The sequence below is a fragment of the Ancylobacter tetraedralis genome (genome assembly GCF_014195655.1).
GTDB classification, from domain to species: domain Bacteria; phylum Pseudomonadota; class Alphaproteobacteria; order Rhizobiales; family Xanthobacteraceae; genus Ancylobacter; species Ancylobacter tetraedralis.
In genome coordinates this window covers 244,829-265,138 of sequence record NZ_JACICD010000002.1, presented here as the reverse complement: position 1 = coordinate 265,138, position 20,310 = coordinate 244,829, and the positions used below count along the sequence as shown (strand labels likewise).

Here is a 20,310-nt window from a genome sequence, read left to right as displayed (position 1 = left end):
GCCACAGCGTTCTTTTTTCCGAACGAATTCGCTTGGCAATCTTGACCCACGTGCTGGCGCTTGCGACACAGGCCAAGCCGGAGCCTGTGCGCGCGCCGGCGAGCATTGAGGAGCTGACGCGTGTCTCGGCAAGCCTATCTGTTCACCAGCGAATCCGTTTCCGAAGGGCACCCCGACAAGGTGTGCGACCGCATTTCCGACGAAGTGGTCGATGCCTTCTTCCGCCTTGGGCCGGAACATGGCTGGGATCCCAGCCACCTGCGTGTGGCGGCCGAGACGCTGGCCACCACCAACCGCGTGGTGATCGCCGGTGAGACGCGCGGGCCCGCGCAGATCACCAAGGATCTGATCACCCATATCGCGCGCCTGGCCATCAAGGACATCGGCTACGAGCAGGAAGGCTTCCACTGGGAGAATGCCCAGATCGAAGTGCTGCTGCACGCGCAGTCGGCCGACATCGCCCAGGGCGTCGATTCCGCCAACAACAAGGACGAAGGCGCCGGCGACCAGGGCATCATGTTCGGCTATGCCTGCCGCGAGACGCCGGAACTGATGCCCGCGCCGATCCTGTACGCGCACAAGATCCTGAAGCGCCTCGCCGAGGCCCGGCATTCCGGCGAGAGCACCGTGCTCGGCCCGGATGCCAAGAGCCAGGTCACCGTGCGCTATGAGGACGGCAAGCCGGTCGAGGTCACGCAGATCGTGCTCTCCACCCAGCATCTCGACGCCGACCTCTCCTCGCATGACGTGCAGTCCATCGTGGAGCCCTATATCCGCGAGACCCTGCCGGAAGGCTGGATCACCCCCGCCACGATCTGGCACGTCAACCCGACCGGCAAGTTCGTGATCGGCGGCCCGGACGGCGATTGCGGCCTGACCGGGCGCAAGATCATCGTCGACACCTATGGTGGAGCCGCGCCCCATGGCGGCGGCGCCTTCTCCGGCAAGGACCCGACCAAGGTCGATCGCTCGGCCGCCTATGCCGCGCGCTATCTCGCCAAGAACGTGGTGGCCGCCGGCCTCGCCGACCGCGCCACCATCCAGCTCGCCTATGCCATCGGCGTGTCCGACCCGCTGGCCATCTATGTCGACCTGCACGGCACCGGGCAGGTCGAAGAGGCCAAGCTCGAGAAGGTCCTGCGCGAGGTGATGAACCTGCGCCCGCGCGGTATTCGCGAGCATCTCGGCCTCAACAAGCCGATCTATGCGCGTACCTCGGCCTATGGCCATTTCGGCCGCGCCGCGGAGGCCGATGGCGGCTTTTCCTGGGAGCGCACCGACCTCGCCGAGGCCATTCGCGCCGCGGTCGCCTGAGCGGACGGTTGCACGCACCCTTCCTGTCGATGATAAGCGGGGCGGACGCCAGTGTCCGCCCCGTTTGATTTTGTCTTGTGCCGATGACCGATCCCGCAAGTAATGCACCTGCCCGTGACGACCCGGACAGTGACGCACCCGCGTCCGGTGTCCCCGCTCCCGTGCGCGAGACCGCCTTCTACGGCCGGCGCAAGGGCAAGAAGCTGCGCGCCGCGCAGGCAACCCATCTCGTCCGCGACCTGCCGGCCCTCGCCATCGACACCGCCACCCTGGACGGCCGGCCGCTTGCCGAGCTGTTTCCTCATCCGGTGCGCGCGGTACGACTGGAAATCGGCTTCGGCGGCGGCGAGCATTTGCTGTCCGAGGCGCGGCGTCATCCCGATATCGGCTATATCGGTGCGGAAGCTTTCCTGAACGGCATCGCCAAGATGACCGCGGCCATCGCCGAGGCGGGCCTCGCCAATGTGCGCCTTCATGGCGACGACGTGGTGCCGCTGCTCGACCGCCTGCCGGACGGCGCGCTGGAGCGCATCGACCTGCTCTATCCCGATCCCTGGCCCAAGCGCCGGCACTGGAAGCGCCGTTTCGTGCAGGCCGACAATATCGACCGCATCGCCCGCCTGCTGGCGCCGGGCGGGCATTTCCGCTTCGCCACCGACATCGAGCACTATGCCGCCTGGACGCTGGCGCGGCTCAACGCCGATCCGCGCTTCGAATGGACCGCCCGTCGCGCCGATGACTGGCGGCTGCCCTGGGAAGGCTGGCCGGGCACGCGCTACGAGGCGAAAGCGCTGCGCGAGGGACGCCGGCCGGGTTATTACGAGTTCCGGCGCATCTGACTACCGCGTAGAATGGAACCCGAGTTCCGCGATCGGCGTTGTCGGAACAGCACCAAAGCACCCGTCAGGAGATGTTCATGGCCGAACCCAACGCGCAGGAAGATTTCGCCCAGCTGTCCGCCGATCTCGCCGTGCTGCGCGCCGACGTCGCCAGGCTGGCCGAAACGCTCACCACGCTTGCCAAGGTGCAGGGCGAGGCCGCCGCAGATGCGGTGGCCAGTCGTGTGCGCCAGGGCAAGGAGAAGGCGGAGGCGACCGCCGCCGATCTGATGGAGGAAGGCGCCGACGCCTATCAGGAGGCGAAGGAGCGCGCCAGCCAGTTCGGTGGCGAGGTGACGGCGACGATCGAGCGCAACCCGCTCGGCGCGGTGGCAGCGGCGCTCGGCGTCGGCTTCCTGCTCGGCCTCATCACCCGGGGTCGCTGATGCTGCGCCTCCTCACCGGGCTGGTCGCCGGCGTCGTCGGCGCCGAGCTGCGCATGGCGACCCGCCGCGCGGCGGTCACGCTTGTCATCCTGCTCATCGCCGGGCTCATGCTCGGCGGTGCGGTGCTGGCGTTTCTCGTCGCCTGCTTCCTGCTGCTCGCAAGCCATTACGACCCGGTGATCGCGGCGTTCATCATTGCCGGCGTGCTGCTGCTGCTGGCGCTGATTCTGTTGATGACGGCGCATCTGCGCTCGCGCCGGCGGCATGCGCGGGGCGGCTATTCGAGCCTCGCCGGGCTGACCGCGCCACCGCCCTCCATTCAGCCGCTGGCCGAGGCGGTGCCGCCGCGGCCGACCAATGCCACAACGGTGATCGCCGTTGCCGCGGGGGCGGCACTTCTCGGCCTTATTCTTGGCCGACGCATCTGAAACCGTCGCGGAACGTTCCGCAGCGGCCTGTTTCGGACTCCGGCGATTCTTGCAGGGGGAGCCAAAAAGGACCAATCTGCCGGCGAGCAATGGCTGCGAGTCACGCCGAAGGCATGACGGATGCGCCGCAGGAGGTTCCAACTTGACGTTCCGCCGTTTGTCGCTGCGGCCCGGTGCGGCCATTCTTGCCATCATGACCGCGCTTGGAGCGTCGCCGGTGCTGGCCGATGCCCCGCCGGACAATTTCATCGCCCGCTCCGCGCCGGCCGGCAATTATCTCGCCGCCCGGCTCGCCACCGCCGAACGCGATACACCGGCGGCCGCGGCCTATTATCGCGCGCTGGTGCGCAGCTTCCCGCGCAGCGGCGAGATCCTGGAGCGCGCCTTCCTCGCCGTACTGGCGGAAGGCTCGATCGATGAAGCCGTGGACTACGCCCAGCGCATCGTGCGGATCGATCCCGAGCACACGCTGGCGCGCCTCGTCCTGGGCGTGCGCGCCATCAAGTCGAAGCAATATGTCACCGCCCGCAGCAATCTGCGCCGCTCCGGCCAGGGGGCCATTGCCGAGCTCAATTCCACTCTGCTCAGCGCCTGGAGCCAGTACGGATCCGGCAATCCGCGCGCCGGCGTTGCCGCCATCGACGAGCTGAAGGGCCCGGAATGGTATGCGGGGTTCAAGGACTTCCACGCCGGCCTGCTGCTGGATGCGGCGGGCGCCAAGAAGGAGGCCGGCCAACGCCTGGAGAGCGCGCTCAAGATCGATCCGCGCACGCTGCGCGTGGTCGATGCCTATGGCCGCTGGGCCTCGCGATCGGGCAACAAGAAGCTGGCCGTCGACACCTATGAGGCATTCGACAAGCTGGTGCCGAATGATCCGCTGGTCGACCAGGAACTGAGCCTGCTGGAAGCCGGCAAGACGCTTCCCGCGCTCATCACCACCCCGTCGGCCGGGGCGGCGGAGGTGCTCTACGGGCTCGGCGCGGCGCTGGCCCGGCAGGGCGGCGAAGACCTCGCGCTCATCTATCTGCAGCTGGGCCACTGGCTGGATCCCTCGCATCCCCTGATCGAGATCACCCTCGCCGACCTGTTCGAGACGCAGAAGCGCAATAACGAAGCCATCACGCTCTACCGCAGCGTGCCGTCCGATTCGCCCTTCAAGGTGAATGCCGACGTGCAGATGGCGCTCAATCTCGACGCCGTCGGCGATTTCGAGGGTGCCCGCAAGACGCTGGAAGCCGTCGTCGCCAAGAACCCGAAGGACCTGCGGGCCCTGATGGCGCTGGGCGACGTGCTGCGCTCGAACGAGAAATATGCCGACGCTGCCGACATCTACACCAAGGCGATCGACCAGCTGCAGACGCCCACCGCCGCCAACTGGATGCTCTATTATTTCCGCGGCACGAGCTATGAGCGCACCAAGCAGTGGGAGAAGTCCGAGGCCGACCTCAAGAAGGCGCTGGAACTGAAGCCCGACCAGCCGCACGTGCTGAATTATCTCGGCTATAGCTGGATCGACCAGGGCATCCATCTCGACCAGGGCACCGAGATGATCCGCAAGGCGGTATCGCTGCGGCCCGATGACGGCTTCTTCATCGACAGCCTCGGCTGGGCCTATTACCGCACCGGCCATTATGACGACGCGGTGCGCGAACTGGAGCGCGCCGTGGAGCTGAAGCCGAACGAGGCGGTCATCAACGACCATCTCGGCGATGCCTACTGGAAGGTGGGGCGCAAGCTCGAGGCGACCTTCAAATGGAACCATGCCCGCGACCTGAAGCCCGATGCCGACGAGCTGCAGGAAATCGAACTGAAGATCGCCGTCGGCCTCGACGAGGCGGAGCGGCGCAAGAACGACAAGCCGGACATCCAGAAGACCGAGGTCGACCCTGCCGCTGCCACCCATCAGGCCGAGGCGCCCAAGGCAGCCGAGCCCCCGGCACCGGTGGAAACCAAGCCTGACGGCGGCGGCTGATCGGGGCGGCTGATCGGGGCGGGCCGGCAACGGCCCTGGGCGCTCGCGGCAGGACGACATGAAAAAGGGGCGGACCTCATGGGGTCCGCCCCTTTTTCGTCAGTCGACTGCCTTGTCCGGCACGGCGGCCGGGGCGCTCAGGCGCTCACGGGCCGGCCCGCGAAGAGCAGCGGGCGCGAGCGCAGGGCAAAGGCGCCGTCGCCGATCAGCCACAGGGCGAAGGAGGTGACGACCAGGAAAGCGGGATATTCCCAGCCACCGCCCGCCGCCGAGAACACCCAGCCATTGCCGATATGCGCGCTGGAGGCCGCCACCATGACGGGGATCAGCAGCAGCGCGACATGGCGCGCATAGACGCCGAGCAGGATGAGGATGCCGCCCGTCAGTTCCATCAGAAAGACCGGCCACGCGAGAGCGGGAGAAAAGCCGAGACTGCCGAGATAGCCGGCAAAACCGGGAATGGTGAAGACCACATATTTCAGCAGGGCATGCGAGACCCACATGCCGCCGAGCGCGACACGCAGGAGGAAAACGCCATAGGGCGCCGAGTTCTTGTCGATCATGGCACAACCTCAGGGGTGAAGGACGGGACGGGTCATCCGTGCGGTCCGTTTCATGCCCAGAGGTTAGATCAATCAATTTCGCAATAGAATAGCCGTTTATACCAGGTCGATATTGCGCATGCGCAAACTCGGCGAGACGGGCTCAAGCCACCCGGCCGCGCGATCAGTGCGGCGGGTCGGACGGCGCCTTCTCGTCGGCTGTCGCGACATCGTTGCGCTTGGGCGTGGCGCGCTCGGCCATGCGGGTGCGGCCGCTGCCGCCGCGCTTGAACTCGCACCACATCTTGTCGGCCCCGGCGAGATTGCCGCGGAAGCTCTGTTCCCCGGTCTTGTCGAGGTCGAAACAGGGCTGGAAGGCGAGGCCCTTCACCTTGGCGCAGACCTTCTCGCCGCGCACGAGGATGGTGCCGGCCGGCAGCGCGACATAGCGCACATTGCCCTTGCCACGCATCTGGATGGTGCCGGCCACCGAGCCGTCGTCGAGGATGCGCCCGGCGCCCGCCGTGCCCTCGTAGCAGGTGTAGAAAAAAGTCCGGCCATAGACGAAGCGCTCGGCCGACTGGGCGTTCATCGGGTCGGCGAACGCCGGCGCCATGCCCGCAAGAGCAGGGGCGAGGCAGGCGGCAAGCGTGAGAACGGAGGGGATACGCATTCCGGCTTCCATCGTCAGGACGAGCTAGGTTGCGCTGCGAAGGCCCCATCCTGTCAAGGACAAGCGCCCCGCCGCACGCCCGGCGGCATGCTTGCGGATCGCCCTGTGACATGGGCGCAACGCCATCGGCACCGCAACACCGCCATGATGAACATACAGGGTTAACAGCCAGCAAACGCGCCGGCGAGGCATCTGGCGGGCGGCGTCAGGCGGGCTGCACGCCGCGTTCCACCGGCCGCTCGACGATCGGCAGGTTGATCGCCGCCGAGGCGAAGGAGAGCGCCACCGCCAGCCACCAGACCAGATCATAGGAACCGAGCCGCTCATAGAACACGCCGCCCAGCCACACGCCGAGGAACCCGCCCACCTGATGCGAGAAGAAGGCGAAGCCGTAGAGCATGGCGAGATAGCGCGTGCCGAACATGAGCATCACCAGCCCCGAGGTCGGCGGAACGGTGGACAGCCACAGCAGCCCCAGCACGACGCCGAAGCCGATCGACGTGACGGGGGATGCCGGCAGCAGAACGAACACCGCGATGGCGATGCCGCGCGCGAAGTAGATCGCCGCCAGCAAATAGCGCTTGGGCATGCGGCTCGACAGCCAGCCCGCGCCAAGCGAGCCCACCATGTTGGACAGGCCGATCGCCGCCAGTGTCCAGCCGCCAATGGCGATGGAGAGGCCGCGATCGGCGAGATAGGCCGGCAGGTGGGTCGTCACGAAGGCGAGCTGGAAGCCGCAGGTGAAGAAGCCGAGCACCAGCAGCACGTAGCTCGGGTGCCGGAACGCTTCGCCGAGCGCGCCGCCGATGGTCTGGCGCGGCCCGCTATCGGCCCTCGCCGGCCCGCGCGGGGTGGCCAGCGCCAGCGAGAAGGGCAGCACCAGCAGCATGGCTAGGCCGAACAGGGTCAGCGTCTCCTGCCAGCCGATACTGGCATTGAGCCCGGCCGCGAGCGGAGGAAACAGGAACTGGCCGAACGAGCCCGCCGCCGTCGCCGCGCCGAAGGACAGTGGGCGCCAGCGATCCGGCAGCATCTTGCCGAAGGCGGCCAGCACGATGTTGAACGAGCAGCCCGACAGGCCGAAGCCGATCAGCCCGCCGGCCGACAGTTGCAGCAGTTCCGGGGTCGCGGCATGCGCCATGGCGATAAGGCCCAGCGCATAGAGGCCCGCGCCCACGAACAGCACGCGCACCACGCCGAAGCGGTCGGCGATGGCGCCGGCGAACGGCGTGCCCAGCCCCCAGAGCAGGTTCTGGATGGCGATGGCGAGGCCGAACGTGTCACGGCCCCAGCCGAATTCACGGGTCATCGGCAGCAGGAAGATGCCCGAGGAGGCGCGCGGGCCGAAGGTTAGCATCGCGATCATGCAGCCGCACAGCACCACGATCAGCGGCGCTCGCATGGCAAGGCTGGGACGAGCGGCGGGGCTGGACACGGACATCTCCTCCGGCACGCTGCGAGACGGCGGCGCGGGGCCGCAGGCGATTTCGACCACCCCTCGCTGTGAAATAAATGGCCGTCATCGGGAAGGAAAACGAATAATTTTCAGGTTGGCGATCAGGAAAAATGATGGAAGCAGGTGAGGCGGATAGGCCACAGGCCGTCCGCGAATGGCCGCCATAACGCCACCGTGAAGGCGCCGGCGCGAACCGCGCCATCGCGACACGCTATAGGGGAACATCCCTGTTCCTTAACGCCTCCCGGTCCGCCCGCCATGCTTCTCGACCGCCGTCTGTTCCTGATCGCCTCCCCGCTCGCCCTCGCGGCCTGCACCACCACGCAGGGCCCGCGCGTCAGCGGCGTCCTGCCGCCGTCGGTGGATCCGCAATTCCTGAAGATGTACGCCGCGATCACCGACGAGCCGTTCCCGGTCCCGGCGGTCGACTTGAGCGAGATCGATCCGCGCTTCCTGCGCCAGGAGGTGGCATATCGCTCGCCGTACCAGCCCGGCACCATCGTGGTCGATCCAAACGAACGCCACGCCTATCTGGTGCTCGGAAACGGCAGGGCGCTGCGCTACGGCGTGGGCGTGGGCCGGCAGGAGGGCTTCAATTTCCGCGGCGAAGGCACGATCGCGCGCAAGGCCACCTGGCCGCGCTGGACGCCGACCCCTACCATGATCGCGCGCGAGCCGGAACGCTACGGCCCCTTCGCCGGCGGCATGCCGGGGGGCGAGACCAACCCGCTCGGCCCGCGCGCGCTCTATCTCTACAAGGACGGGCAGGACACGCTCTATCGCCTGCACGGCACGACGGAGCCCTCGACCATCGGCACCATGGTCTCCTCCGGCTGCATCCGCTTCATCAACCAGGACATCATCGACCTCTATCGGCGCGTGCCGGTGGGCACCAAGGTCGTGGTGCTGCCCGCCACCGGCGCGGCTACGAGCTGAACGGCAATCGCGCGGCGCCGGAGATCGGCCGCGCCGCGGTTCCGAAACGGGACGTCCATCGGCCGGGCGGGGCAGCATCCAACCTCTGCCCCGAGCCGCGCGCGACGGGCGCGATTTGCCCGGCCACGCGCGCGCGGCCGGGGGCGAGACAGCTCGGATCTCGGGCTCCGGAATGAGGGCGTCGGCACGCGATCTCGCGGATCGAGCCTTGCCGGATCGAGCCTTGCCGGATCGAGCCTTGCCGGATCGAGCCTTGCCGGATCGGGCCTTGCCGGATCGGGCGTGGCCGCGTGGGACGTGTCGCGTCCCGGCTTGCCGCCATCCGCGGCGGGAATGCGCTCAGAAACGCGCTTCGGCGACGCGGCCTCCCGGTTCAGGCGTCCGGCACGTCAAGACGGGGCCCCGAGGGACTCACGGCGTCCCGGCTCTGCGCCACCCATTCCCATCCCTATCCCGCGTCGGCCGGAGAGATGGCCCCGCTCGCATCGCGGGCAGATCCGGTGGCTGTGGTGCCTCTCCCGCCAACCGAGGCGCGTCAATCCAGCCGGAGCTCGAACGGCACGTTCTCCATCGCCTCCTCGCCCCGGCCGATGGCGGCGATGGCGGCGCTCATGCGGCCCTGCCGGCCGAGCGCGGCATCGGCGAGCGATACCAGCAGCGCGTTCGGTGTGGCGATGGGCGAGGCGGCGCGCAGGGCGGTGGCGATCTCCGCCTCGTCGCGCGAGGGATTCAGCGCGCAGGCGGCGATATAGGCGGAGGCGGTGGAGCGGCTGATACCGGCGAAGCAATGCACCACCAGCGGCGCCGAACGCGGCCAGCGGCCGGCAAAGGCGAGGATGGCCTCCACATGCTCGATCGCCGGATGGATCAGCCCATCGCGCGGTTCGACAATGTCGTTGAAGCCGACGAACAGATGATTGTCGCGCGCGACGCTCGTCGGCAGCACGACCGGCGTGCCAAGATTGATCACGCTCAGCACATGCGCGGCGCCGGTGCGGGTCACCGTCTCCTCGAGGCGCGAGAGCGGGCAGACATGGATCATGAGGAACCCCTCCGGACGGCGGATGCGATATCGGGCGCGGACTCGGGTTCGAGCGTGGCAGTGGCCGGCTCGGCCGTGATCTCGCGGAAACGAGCGAGGAAGCGCGTCTTGGCCTCCTCCGCGCTCCACGGGGTGAGATAATCCCGCTCGGCGGCGGCGTCGAGCGGGAATGGCTGGCCGAAAAGGGCGCGTGCCTCGACCAGTTCGAAGCCGGCCAGACGCGTCGCCTCGAGAAAGGCGCTGGCCCGGTCCGCCGCCTTGACCCACTTCACCAGCGCGGCCGGCCACAGCGCCGGCAGGCCGAAGCGCAGGCTGATGGCGCCCAGCAGGCGCGCCTCCACCAGCTTGTAGTCTCCGCCGAGGACCGCCTTGAACGGGCTGATCATGTCGCCGACCACATATTCCGGCGCGTCGTGCAGCAGCGTGGCGAGCCGCCAGCGTGGATCGAGATCGCTGCCGCGCGCGAGCGCCTGCCGGCGGGCGATGTGCTCCACCAGCACCGAATGCTGGGCGACCGAGAAGATGTGCTCGCCCCTCGTCTGCCCGTTCCAGCGCGCCACCCGGGCGAGACCATGGGCGATGTCCTCGATCTCGACATCGAGCGGGGACGGGTCGATCAGGTCGAGCCGCCGGCCGGACAGCATGCGCTGCCAGACACGCGCCGGCCGGGTCCGCGCGGGGCCTGTCCGTGCCACCCGGGCGCCGCCCGCACTCACGCCGGCGCTCCCGGGGACGGGCTCCCGGCATGCGCGCCGTGCCGGTGGCAGGTCACGGCATGGTCGTCCACCATGCCGACCGCCTGCATGAAGGCATAGACGATGGTGGGACCGACGAAGTTGAAGCCGCGCGTCTTCAGTTCCTTGGACATCGCCACCGCCACCGGCGAGGTGATGATGGGCGGCGCGCCGGGATTGCGGGCATTGTCCTGCACCGGGCCGTTGATGCCCCACAAGAGCTTCGAGAATCCCGGCCCGCGCTCCATGATATCCAGCCACACCTGCGCCGAGCGGATGGTGGAGACGATCTTCGAGCGGTTGCGCACGATGCCGCCATCCAGCATCAGCGCCTCCACCTTCTCGGGCGTGTAGCGGGCGATGATCTCCGGCTGGAAGCCGTCAAACGCCGCGCGAAAACCCTCGCGCTTGCGCAGGATGGTGATCCAGGCGAGGCCCGCCTGGAAGCCGTCGAGGATCAGCTTCTCGAACAGCGCGCGGTCGTCATATTCCGGCACGCCCCATTCGTCGTCGTGATAGGCGACATAGAGCGGGTCGGTGCCGCACCAGGCGCAGCGCGTCACGCCGTCGGGGTGATGGTGCACGTTCATGCCAGAATCTCCCCGCCGGCCGTGCCGGGGACCGCGAAGGATACCCAGCCCGGTCTTTCCGGCACCAGCGCCGCCCCGTCCGCCTCCACCACATGGCCGCCGGCGCGGGCATCCTCCAGCCGGTCGAGCCGGACGAGGCCGAGCACGCGCCCCGGCGTGCCGGAGCCGAGCCGGCCGATGGTCTTGCCGCCCGCGAGGATCGGCGTGCCCTCGGCCGGCGGGCGCCCGCACACGGCGAAGGGGATGATGCGCGTGCGCGCCGTGCCGCGATGCTGCATGCGGCTGACGATTTCCTGGCCGACATAGCAGCCCTTGTCGAAATCGATGCCGCCGAGCTGGTCCATGTCCGCTTCGTGCGGGAAGGCGTCGCCATAGAGGAAATCCATGCCGCCCTCCGGCACGCCGAGCGCGATGCGATGCGCCTGCCATTCCTCCTCCGGCACCGCGCCGATCTCGCTGGCCTCGGCGGCGGGCAGCAGGAAGCGGCGCCCGAGCGCGGGCAGGCGCGGGTCGTCATAGGCGAGCGTGTCGACCAGCGGGCTCGCCCCGCCCCAGGCCACAGCAACAGCGAGGTCCTCCAGGACGCCGATCTCCACCTTGGCGCGCAGCCGGTAGAGCTGCAGGCGCTTGACCAGGTCGGCCAGCGTGAGGCGCGGCACGTCGAGCCGGAAGCCCCCCTCGGTGGCGAGCACGATCATGTCGGAGACGATCTTGCCCTGCGGGGTGAGCAGCGCCGCGTAGCGCGCCGCCCCGGGCTCGCCCGGCACGCGCGCGGTGAGCAGATTGTCGAGGAAGTGGGCGGCATCGGCGCCCGCAATGCGGGCAACCGCCCGCTCCTTCAGGATCGCGATCGGCATGAGGCAGTTCCGTCGACGGGGTTGTCGCATTCCCTAGCGTGAGATCCTGGCGCGCGGGAACGGGACGTGTTGGGTGACAGGTAAGCCCTGGCGCGCGGATCGGCAAGTGAAAATGAACAAACCGGGAACACAGCGACGACCGTGCGTGGGGGCAATGGATCGTGCCGATCCGGTTGCCGCGCGCGGCCGTCGCACCATGTTAGCAGGCGGGCGCTACGCTGCGCCCGGCATCACCGGCCCCGGCCTCGCCGGCCCCAATTCACTGGCCCCAATTCACCGGCCCCAAGACGTCAATCAACCGAGGAGATACCCATGTCCGGCACCGTCCTTTTCACCGGCACCGCGACCGCCATCGGCGGCCGCAACGGTCATTCCCAGACCAGCGACGGCTCGGTCTCGGTCGATCTCGCCATGCCGCATAATGGCGTGCTGGATCCCGGCAAGACCACGCCCGAGCACCTGTTCGCCACCGGCTACGCCGCCTGCTTCGGCTCGGCGGTCGAGGCGGTCGGGCGGATGAAGAAGCTCGATGTCACCGGCGCCGCCGTCACCGTGGCGGTCTCGCTGGTGAAGGGCGATGACGGCTTCAGCCTCGCCGCCAAGCTCTCGCTCAAGGCGCCGGCGCTCTCGCCCGCGGAGGTGCAGGAGGTGCTCGATGCCGCGCACCAGATGTGTCCCTATTCCAAGGCGACGCGCGGCAACATCCCGGTCGAGCTCAGCGTGGGCTGAGGCGCCCACCCGAAAAGACGTCATCCCGGACGGCCCGCCGGGCCGATCCGGGATCGTCATCGCGGCGGCGAGCGGCGGGCGATCGCGGCTCTCATGTCACGCCCTACGCCTCCGGCCGGGATGACGCTGTACGGAAGCGATCCGTTCAATGCGCCTCGTCCCAGTTGTCGGCGGCGCGGGCGTCCACCTTCAGCGGCACCTTGAGCGAGAGGGCGGGCAGCGGGGCGAGTTCCATCACCTCGCGCACCACGGGCACGGTGGCGCCGATCTCGTCGTCCGGCACCTCGAAGATCAGTTCGTCATGCACCTGCAGCAGCATGCGCGCGGCGAGCCCGGCTCGGGCGAGCGCCGCGTCCATGCGCGCCATGGCGCGGCGGATGATGTCGGCGGCCGAGCCCTGCAGCCGGGCATTGATCGCCGCCCGCTCGTTGAAGGCGCGAATGGACGGGTTCTTGGCCGCGATGTCGGGATAGTGGCAGCGCCGGCCGAACAGCGTCTCGACATAGCCGTGCTCGCGGGCGAAGGCGCGCGTCTCGTCCATATAGGCGCGGATGCCGGGGAAGCGCTCGAAATAGCGCTTGATATAGGCCCCCGCCTCCTCGCGCGGGATGGAGAGCTGGTTGGCGAGGCCAAAGGCCGAAATGCCGTAGATGATGCCGAAATTGATCGCCTTGGCGCGCCGGCGCACCTCGCTCGGCATGCCGGCGATCGGCACGCCGAACATTTCGGACGCCGTCATGGCGTGGATGTCCAGCCCGTCCTGGAAGGCCTGGCGCAGCGAGGGCGTGTCGGCGATCTCGGCCAGCAGGCGCAGCTCGATCTGTGAATAGTCGGCCGAGATCAGCTTGTGGCCGGGCGCGGCGATGAAGGCCTTGCGGATCTTGCGGCCTTCCTCGGTGCGCACCGGGATGTTCTGCAGGTTCGGCTCGGAGGAGGAGAGCCGGCCCGTGGTAGTGGCGGCGAGCGCGAAGGAGGTGTGCACGCGGCCGGTCTCGGGGTTCACGTAAGACGGCAGCGCGTCGGTATAGGTCGATTTCAGCTTCTGCAACTGGCGCCAGTCCAGGATGCGGCGCGGCAGCGCATGGCCCTGCTCCGCCAGTTCCTCCAGCACGTCGGCACCCGTGGACCAGGCGCCCGTGGGGGTCTTGCGGCCGCCGGGAATCTGCATCTTTCCGAACAGGATGTCGCCGAGCTGCTTGGGCGAACCGGGATTGAAGCTCTCCCCCGCCATCTCGGAAATTTCCGCCTCCAGCCGGCCCATGCCCTGCGCGAACTCGCCGGACAGGCGCGAGAGCAATTGCCGGTCGATCATGATGCCGCGCGCCTCCATGCGGGCGAGCACGGTGACGAGCGGGCGCTCCAGCTGCTCATAGACGGTGGTCTTGCCCTCCGCCACGAGGCGGGGCTTGAGCACCCGCCAGAGCCGCAGCGTCACGTCGGCGTCTTCCGCCGCGTAGGCGCTGGCCTTGTCGATGGCGACGCGGTCGAAGGTGACGGCGCTTTTCCCCTTGCCGGCGACCTCCTCATATTTGATCGGCGTGTGGCCGAGCCAGCGGACCGACAAGGGGTCCATGCCGTGCGGCGAGGCGCCGGCGTCGAGCACGTAGGAGAGCAGCATCGTGTCGTCATACGGGGCGACCTCGATGCCCTGGCGCTTCAGGATCAGCCAGTCATATTTGAGGTTCTGGCCGATCTTGAGCACGCCCTTGTGCTCCAGCAGCGGCTTGAGCGCGGCGATCGCCTCGGCTGGCGGGATCTGGCCGGGCAGCAGGCCCTCGCTGAACAGGCCCTCGTCGCCGCCCTTGTGGGCGAGCGGCACATAGCACGCCTCGCCCGGCGCGGTGGCGAGCGAAAAGCCGACGAGGTCGGCCTGCATCGGGTCGAGCCCGGTGGTCTCGGTATCCACCGCCACCACGCCGATCTCGACGGCGCGGGCGATCCATTGGTTCAGCCGCGCCAGCGTCGTCACGGTCTCGTAGGTCGAGCGGTCGACCGGGGTGGCCGCGCCTTGCGCCACGCGCGCGGCCGAGAGCGCTTGCGGGGTCAGTGCCTGTGGGGTCAGTGCCGGCGCGGCGCCGGGGATGGCCATGTCATTGTCGGCGGCGGCGGCGGCGTGGCTCTCGGGGTCGATGCCGGCGGCGACCAGCGCCGTCTCCGCGCCGCCCGCCTTCAGGCCGGGATCGGGGTCGATGGCGGCCGCGTCGATCCCATAGGCCTCGGCGACGCGACGGGTGAGCGTCGTAAATTCCATCGCCTTGAGGAAGGCGATGAGCTTGCCGCCGGCGGGCTCCACCACGGCGATGTCGTCCAGCGGCACGTCCAGCGCCACGTCGCGCTTGAGCGTCACCAGTTCGCGCGAGAGGCGGGCCTGGTCGGCGAATTCGATCAGGTTCTCGCGACGCTTGGTCTGCTTGATCTCGGAAGCGCGGGCCAGCAGCGTGTCGAGATCGCCATATTCGGCGAGCAGCTGGGCAGCGGTCTTGATGCCGATGCCCGGCACGCCCGGCACGTTGTCGACCGAATCGCCGGCCAGCGACTGCACGTCCACCACCTTCTCCGGCGCGACGCCGAATTTCTCGAACACCTCCTCGGTGCCGATCGCCTTGTCCTTCATCGGGTCGTACATGCGCACGCGCGCATCGACCAGCTGCATCAGATCCTTGTCGGAGGAGATGATGGTGACGAGCGCGCCCTTGGCCTTGGCCAGCTCCGCATAGGTCGCCATCAGGTCGTCCGCCTCGAAGCCGGACTGCTCGACACAGGCGAGGTCGAACGCGCGGGTCGCTTCCCGGATGAGCGGGAATTGCGGGCGCAGATCCTCCGGCAGATCCGGGCGCTGCGCCTTGTAGAGCGGGTATATGTCCTTGCGGAAGGTCTGCTCGGACTTGTCGAACACGACGGCCAGATGCGTCGGCGCCGGGGAGAAACCCTGCGCCCGCACCAGCTTCCACAGCATGTTGCAGAACCCCGCCACCGCGCCGACGGGCAGCTTGTCCGACGAGCGGGTGAGCGGGGGCAGCGCGTGATAGGCGCGGAAGATATAGGCGGAACCGTCGATCAGGACGACATGGTCGCCGGCTTCCAGCGGGTCGTGCTCGGGCATGAAGGGCTCCGGTGGGGACGGGAACGGCCCGCCCCGAATTCAGATGGCCGAGCCAGGCTCGGGCGGGCGCACGATGCCCCATGCGTCGGCCGCGGGGCAAGGGCGATATCCCGCTTGCGTGACGTCATCCCGGCCGGGTCCGGCGAGAGCCGGGATCGCTCCGCGTTTCCGCCGGCGATCCCGGACCGGGCGGCGGCCGTCGGGAATGATGTGTTTTCGTGGCAGATGACGGCGGGCCGTCGCGGCGCTACAGAGCACCATGCCCCGCTACAAGCTCACCATCGAATATGACGGCACCCCCTTTGTCGGCTGGCAGATCCAGGCGGCGGGCGTCACCGTGCAGGGCGCGCTGACCGATGCCGTCGCGCGCTTCACGGGCGAGCATGTGCATGTGCAGGGCGCCGGCCGCACCGATGCCGGCGTGCACGCCACCGGCCAGGTGGCGCACATCGAACTGAGCAAGGACTGGCGGCCCGACACGGTGCGCGATGCGCTGAACGCGCATTTGCGCCCGCGTCCCATCGCCGTGCTCGCCGCCGAAAAGGTGGCGGACGACTTCCACGCCCGTTTCTCCGCCACCGGGCGGCGCTATGTCTACCGCATCCTCATCCGCCGCGCCGATCTCGCGCTGGAGCGCGACCGGGCGTGGCGGGTGCTGCGCCCGCTCGACGCAGGGGCGATGGCGAAGGGCGCGGCGCACCTCGTCGGCCGGCACGACTTCACGACCTTCCGCGCCATCGGCTGCCAGGCCGCCTCGCCAGTGAAGACGCTGGACCGGCTGGAGGTGGAGACGGTGGCGCAGGATTTCGGCAGCGAAATCCGCGTGCATGCGGCGGCGCGGTCCTTCCTGCACCATCAGGTGCGCTCCATGGTCGGCACGCTGCTGAAGGTTGGCGAGGGCGCGTGGACGCCGGACGATGTGAGCGCCGCGCTGGAGGCCAGGGACCGCACGCGCTGCGGCCCGATGGCGCCCTCGGCCGGGCTGTATCTGGCGGAAGTGAGGTATTGAGCACCTTGCTCCCTCTCACCGCCGGGGAGAGGGCTGGGGTGAGGAACCTGTTGCCGTCGGCACCGGAGAGCCCCCCTCGCCCGCCATTACGCGGCGCCCTCTCCCCCTCGGGGAGAGGTTGAGGGGGACGGCGTTTCGCGCATCACGGCAGGGGCTTCAGCGCCTCCAGAAACCTCACCGGCGCGCCCTGCGACGGGGTGGTCAGCTCACCTTCCCACATCACCTTGTGGCCGCGCACGAAGGTGCCGACCGGCCAGCCCGTGACCTCGACCCCGTCATAGGGCGTCCAGCCGGGCTTGGAGGCGATCCAGCCATTGCGGATGGTCTCGCGGCGCTTCAGGTCGACGATGGTGAAATCGGCATCGTAGCCGACCGCGATGCGGCCCTTGGTGGCGATGTCGAAGATGCGCGCCGGCCCGGCCGAGGAGAGGTCGACGAAGCGCTCCAGCGACAGGCGACCGGCATTCACATGGTCGAGCATCATGGGCACCAGCGTCTGCACGCCGGTCATCCCCGAGGGGCTGTCGGGATAGGGCCTGGCCTTCTCCTCCAGCGTGTGCGGCGCGTGATCGGAACCGAGCACGTCGACCACGCCCTCGGCGAGGCCGCGCCACAGCGCCGCCCTGTGCCGCGCCTCGCGCACCGGCGGGTTCATCTGCACCAGTGAACCCAGCCGGGCGTACCAGCTCGCCTCCATCGTGAGGTGGTGCGGCGTCACCTCGACGGTGGCGACATCCTTGTGGTCGCGCAGATACTCGATCTCCTCCTGCGAGGTGACGTGCAGCACGTGCACGCGCTTGCCTTCCTCGCGGGCGAGGTTGACGAGGCGCATGGTGGCGGTGAGGGCGGCGATCTCGTCGCGCCACACCGGATGCGAGGCGGCGTCGCCGGGTACGCGCAGGTGCTTGCGCTCGTCGAGCCGCGGCTCGTGCTCGCAATGGAACGAGGCGCGGCGGCGGATCACCTTTAGAATTGCGCGCACGCCGGGATCGTCCGCCACCAGCAGCGAGCCGGTCGAGGAGCCGATGAAAACCTTGATGCCGGCCGAGCCGGGAAGGTTCTCCAGCTCCGGCAGGTCCTTCACGTTCTCATGCGTGCCGCCGACGAAGAAGGCGAAGTCGCAATGCATGCGGTTCCTCGCGCGCCGGACCTTGTCGGCCAGGGCGTCGCCCGAGGTGGTGAGCGGGTTGGTGTTGGGCATCTCGAACACGGCGGTGACGCCGCCCATGACCGCCGCGCGCGAACCGGATTCGAGGTCTTCCTTATGCTCCAGCCCCGGCTCGCGGAAATGCACCTGCGTGTCGATGACGCCGGGCAGGATGTGGAGCCCGGTGCAATCGAGGGTCTCGCCGGCCTGCGCCGGATCGAAGGAGCCGATGCCGGTGATGCGCCCGCCGCGTAGGCCGACGTCGCGCGCGCCGGTGCCGTCGTGATTGACCAGCGTGCCGCCCTTGAGCAGGAGATCGAAGGTTTCAGTCATGCCGTCCTCGCCGGTGGGCCCTCTCACGCGCTTCTCCTACGCGCCCTGTCCGGCCGGATGCAAGGGCAGCGGCGGGCTGTCGCCGTTCAGGCGATCGCGAACTCGACCCGTACGGTGGTGCCGCTGGCGCTGCCATAGTTGAGCGTGCCGCCGAGCTGGCTGGCAAGGCTCTGGATGATGCGCCAGCCCAGCCCGTGGCTGGCGGCGAGATCCATCTGCGCCGGCAGGCCCCGCCCGTCATCGGCGATGGAGACCTCGTAGCGGTCCGGCCCGCGCGGAACGACCACGATGCGGATGCTGCCCGCCCGCCCGTCGGCGAAGGCGTGCTTGAGCGAATTGGTGACGACCTCGGCCACCAGCATGGACAGGGTGGTGAGCTGGGTTACGCTCAGCGGCAGGTCGGGGGTCGTCACCTCGCAGCGTATGTTCTCCACGCCGGACGCGGCGACGAGATCGCAGCACAGCTCGCGCAGATATTGCCCGGTCGGCAGGTCCAGCCGCTCCGGCGCGTGGAGCTGGCGGTGGATGCGGGCAATGGTGTCGAGCCGGGCCCGCGCCTCGTCGAGCGCGGCCACCGCCTGGCGCGGATCGTCCACCACCCGGCGCTTCTGCAGCAGGAGCAGGGCGGCGACGAACTGCATGTTGTTGGCCACGCGGTGCTGCAGCTCCTGAAACATGGTGCGCTGGCTCTCATAGAGCCGGGCCGTGGTCTCCTTCTCCGCGCGCAGCTTGTCGGCGGCGCTGAAGGTGAAGTGGATCAGGATGATGTCGATGGTGGCGATGCTGATGAAGAAGACCAGCGCCATCATCGCCTGGCCGGTCATCTGCATGCCGGTGGCCGGGCCGATGAAGAAATACCAGGAGGCGATGGTGGACAGCGTGGCGCAGGTGATGCCCGGCCGCAGCCCGCAGAAGAAGGTAGTGAGAATCACCACGGGAAAGAAGGTGAGGAACGGGAAGCCAGGCGGCAGGACCGCGTCCACCGCGAATCGCAGGGCGAGCGCCGCCGCGAACATGGCCACGCCGAACGCATCCGGCAGCCAGCGATGCCGGCGCAGCGGCCGCGCGAACTCGACCAGCCGCCAGAACAGGGCCGGGTTAGCCGCCGCCGCCGTTTCGATTTCAGCCATTGTGCCACGCCGCCGCGTTGTCCGCCGCCGGCAGGGCCGCCGCGAGCGGGATGGTCCCGCGGACGCCGGTCCGTCTCATTCCTAGAACCCTCAAGCGCCCCTCGGCATCCGCTAGGCCGGATCGACCCGGCGAATAATGGCAGACTCTTACCGCGATCGTCACGCCGCTTCTGTGCAAGAGTGAACAAAGCGCCGCTCCGTGCGTTCTGGCTCGGGAAGCCCTGGGGAGAACCTCATGACGCACGCATCGGGATCGCTTTCGGAGCCGGTGGCCAATGTCGCCGAACCCTCCTCCGGCGGCAACAACCTCATCGGCGCCCTGCGCGCGGCCGATTTCCTGCTGATCCGCCACCAGCTGCGGCGCATCGACCGCGCCGCCGGCACGGTGCTCTACGAGCCGGGCGACGATGTGCGCTCGGTCTATTTTCCCTGCGGCCAGACCCTCGTCTCCTTCATGGTGATGATGGAGGACGGGCGTCTGGTCGAGATCACCTCGATCGGCCGCGAGGGGGCCGTCGGCGGCATCGTCTCGCACGGGCGGCTGCCCGCCTATGCCCGCGCCGTGGTGCAGATCGGCGGCCCGCTGCTGCGGCTCGACGTCGCCGAGCTGGAGCGCGCCAAGCAGACCTCCCCGCCGCTCGCCAACCTCTTCGCCCGCTATGCCGACTGCCTGCTGGCACAGGTGTTCCAGTCGGTGGCCTGCAACGGCGCGCACACCATCGAGCAGCGCGCGGCCAAATGGCTGCTCGCCGCGCTCGACCGCACCGGCGAGGACAGCGTGCGCCTCACCCAGGACCAGCTCGCCTCGATGCTGGCGGTGGGGCGCTCCTATGTCAGCCGCGTGCTGCAGCACCTGCGCCGCTCCGGCGCGGTGGAGCCCGGGCGCGGGCGGCTGACGGTGCGCGATCCGGAACGGCTCAAGGCAATGAGTTGCGGCTGCCACGACGTGGTGCGCCGGCATTTCGACGATGTGCTCGGCGGTGTCTATCCCACCGGCAACGAGGTATCGGACGGGCCGGTCATCACCCATGGGCCGGCCTTCCGGCCCTAG

Annotated in this window: 19 protein-coding genes; 9 read left to right on the top strand and 10 right to left on the bottom strand. The window is 68.8% G+C overall.

The window, feature by feature from the left end; genetic code table 11:
* Positions 1-120: 120 nt before the first annotated feature.
* From metK to FHS55_RS06495, 5 genes are all read left to right on the top strand, one after another.
* On the top strand, positions 121-1,314 hold the full coding sequence (metK, locus tag FHS55_RS06515) for a methionine adenosyltransferase (RefSeq protein ID WP_183188890.1): 1,194 nt from the start codon (positions 121-123) through the stop codon (positions 1,312-1,314).
* Between the two features lie 83 nt (positions 1,315-1,397).
* A complete protein-coding gene (gene trmB, locus FHS55_RS06510; RefSeq protein ID WP_183188889.1) occupies positions 1,398-2,153 on the top strand; it encodes a tRNA (guanine(46)-N(7))-methyltransferase TrmB in 756 nt (251 codons plus the stop codon).
* A gap of 77 nt (positions 2,154-2,230) precedes the next feature.
* Positions 2,231-2,578: an ElaB/YgaM/YqjD family protein gene (locus tag FHS55_RS06505; RefSeq protein ID WP_183188888.1), complete on the top strand. Its 348-nt coding sequence runs from the start codon at positions 2,231-2,233 to the stop codon at positions 2,576-2,578.
* Positions 2,578-3,006: a hypothetical protein gene (locus FHS55_RS06500; protein ID WP_183188887.1), complete on the top strand. Its 429-nt coding sequence runs from the start codon at positions 2,578-2,580 to the stop codon at positions 3,004-3,006. Before FHS55_RS06505 ends, FHS55_RS06500 begins: the two co-directional genes overlap by 1 nt.
* 193 nt (positions 3,007-3,199) lie before the next feature.
* On the top strand, positions 3,200-4,978 hold the full coding sequence (locus FHS55_RS06495; RefSeq protein ID WP_183189246.1) for a tetratricopeptide repeat protein: 1,779 nt from the start codon (positions 3,200-3,202) through the stop codon (positions 4,976-4,978).
* A gap of 137 nt (positions 4,979-5,115) precedes the next feature.
* Here the strand turns inward: FHS55_RS06495 and FHS55_RS06490 are convergent, their stop codons facing one another.
* From FHS55_RS06490 to FHS55_RS06480, 3 genes are all read right to left on the bottom strand, one after another.
* A complete protein-coding gene (locus FHS55_RS06490; RefSeq protein WP_183188886.1) occupies positions 5,116-5,541 on the bottom strand; it encodes a DoxX family protein in 426 nt (141 codons plus the stop codon).
* A 163-nt stretch (positions 5,542-5,704) separates the two neighbouring features.
* Entirely contained in the window at positions 5,705-6,193 is a 489-nt protein-coding gene (locus FHS55_RS06485; protein ID WP_246339901.1) for a hypothetical protein, read from the bottom strand.
* A gap of 205 nt (positions 6,194-6,398) precedes the next feature.
* Entirely contained in the window at positions 6,399-7,634 is a 1,236-nt protein-coding gene (locus tag FHS55_RS06480) for an MFS transporter (RefSeq protein WP_183188885.1), read from the bottom strand.
* A 273-nt stretch (positions 7,635-7,907) separates the two neighbouring features.
* Between FHS55_RS06480 and FHS55_RS06475 the strand changes: the two genes are divergently transcribed.
* On the top strand, positions 7,908-8,585 hold the full coding sequence (locus tag FHS55_RS06475; protein WP_183188884.1) for a L,D-transpeptidase: 678 nt from the start codon (positions 7,908-7,910) through the stop codon (positions 8,583-8,585).
* A gap of 535 nt (positions 8,586-9,120) precedes the next feature.
* Here the strand turns inward: FHS55_RS06475 and FHS55_RS06470 are convergent.
* The 4 genes from FHS55_RS06470 to ygfZ all read right to left on the bottom strand — a co-directional run bounded on the left by FHS55_RS06470 (position 9,121) and on the right by ygfZ (position 11,808).
* Positions 9,121-9,627, bottom strand: a complete 507-nt coding sequence (locus tag FHS55_RS06470) for a tyrosine phosphatase family protein (RefSeq protein WP_183188883.1) — start codon at positions 9,625-9,627, stop codon at positions 9,121-9,123.
* A complete protein-coding gene (locus FHS55_RS06465) occupies positions 9,624-10,271 on the bottom strand; it encodes an HD domain-containing protein (RefSeq protein ID WP_183189245.1) in 648 nt (215 codons plus the stop codon). Before FHS55_RS06465 ends, FHS55_RS06470 begins: the two co-directional genes overlap by 4 nt.
* A gap of 68 nt (positions 10,272-10,339) precedes the next feature.
* Entirely contained in the window at positions 10,340-10,951 is a 612-nt protein-coding gene (locus tag FHS55_RS06460; protein WP_183188882.1) for a DNA-3-methyladenine glycosylase I, read from the bottom strand.
* The gene (gene ygfZ / locus FHS55_RS06455; RefSeq protein ID WP_183188881.1) at positions 10,948-11,808 is read right to left on the bottom strand and encodes a CAF17-like 4Fe-4S cluster assembly/insertion protein YgfZ; all 861 of its coding nucleotides are present in this window, start codon (positions 11,806-11,808) and stop codon (positions 10,948-10,950) included. The genes FHS55_RS06460 and ygfZ overlap by 4 nt, the downstream gene beginning before the upstream one ends.
* A 312-nt stretch (positions 11,809-12,120) precedes the next feature.
* Between ygfZ and FHS55_RS06450 the strand changes: the two genes are divergently transcribed.
* The gene (locus FHS55_RS06450; RefSeq protein WP_183188880.1) at positions 12,121-12,537 is read left to right on the top strand and encodes an Ohr family peroxiredoxin; all 417 of its coding nucleotides are present in this window, start codon (positions 12,121-12,123) and stop codon (positions 12,535-12,537) included.
* 145 nt (positions 12,538-12,682) lie between these two features.
* On the opposite strand, the gene polA is transcribed toward FHS55_RS06450, so the two are convergent.
* The gene (gene polA, locus FHS55_RS06445; protein WP_210286898.1) at positions 12,683-15,622 is read right to left on the bottom strand and encodes a DNA polymerase I; all 2,940 of its coding nucleotides are present in this window, start codon (positions 15,620-15,622) and stop codon (positions 12,683-12,685) included.
* 277 nt (positions 15,623-15,899) lie between these two features.
* Here polA and truA point away from each other — a divergent pair, with 277 nt between their 5' ends.
* A complete protein-coding gene (gene truA / locus FHS55_RS06440) occupies positions 15,900-16,649 on the top strand; it encodes a tRNA pseudouridine(38-40) synthase TruA (RefSeq protein WP_183188878.1) in 750 nt (249 codons plus the stop codon).
* Positions 16,650-16,791: 142 nt separating this feature from the next.
* Here truA and FHS55_RS06435 read toward each other — a convergent pair whose 3' ends face one another.
* Positions 16,792-18,129, bottom strand: coding sequence for a dihydroorotase (locus tag FHS55_RS06435; protein WP_183189244.1), 1,338 nt, complete (start codon positions 18,127-18,129; stop codon positions 16,792-16,794).
* Between the two features lie 86 nt (positions 18,130-18,215).
* On the bottom strand, positions 18,216-19,259 hold the full coding sequence (locus tag FHS55_RS06430) for a sensor histidine kinase (protein WP_183188877.1): 1,044 nt from the start codon (positions 19,257-19,259) through the stop codon (positions 18,216-18,218).
* Between the two features lie 235 nt (positions 19,260-19,494).
* Here FHS55_RS06430 and FHS55_RS06425 point away from each other — a divergent pair, with 235 nt between their 5' ends.
* Positions 19,495-20,310, top strand: a complete 816-nt coding sequence (locus tag FHS55_RS06425) for a Crp/Fnr family transcriptional regulator (protein WP_183188876.1) — start codon at positions 19,495-19,497, stop codon at positions 20,308-20,310.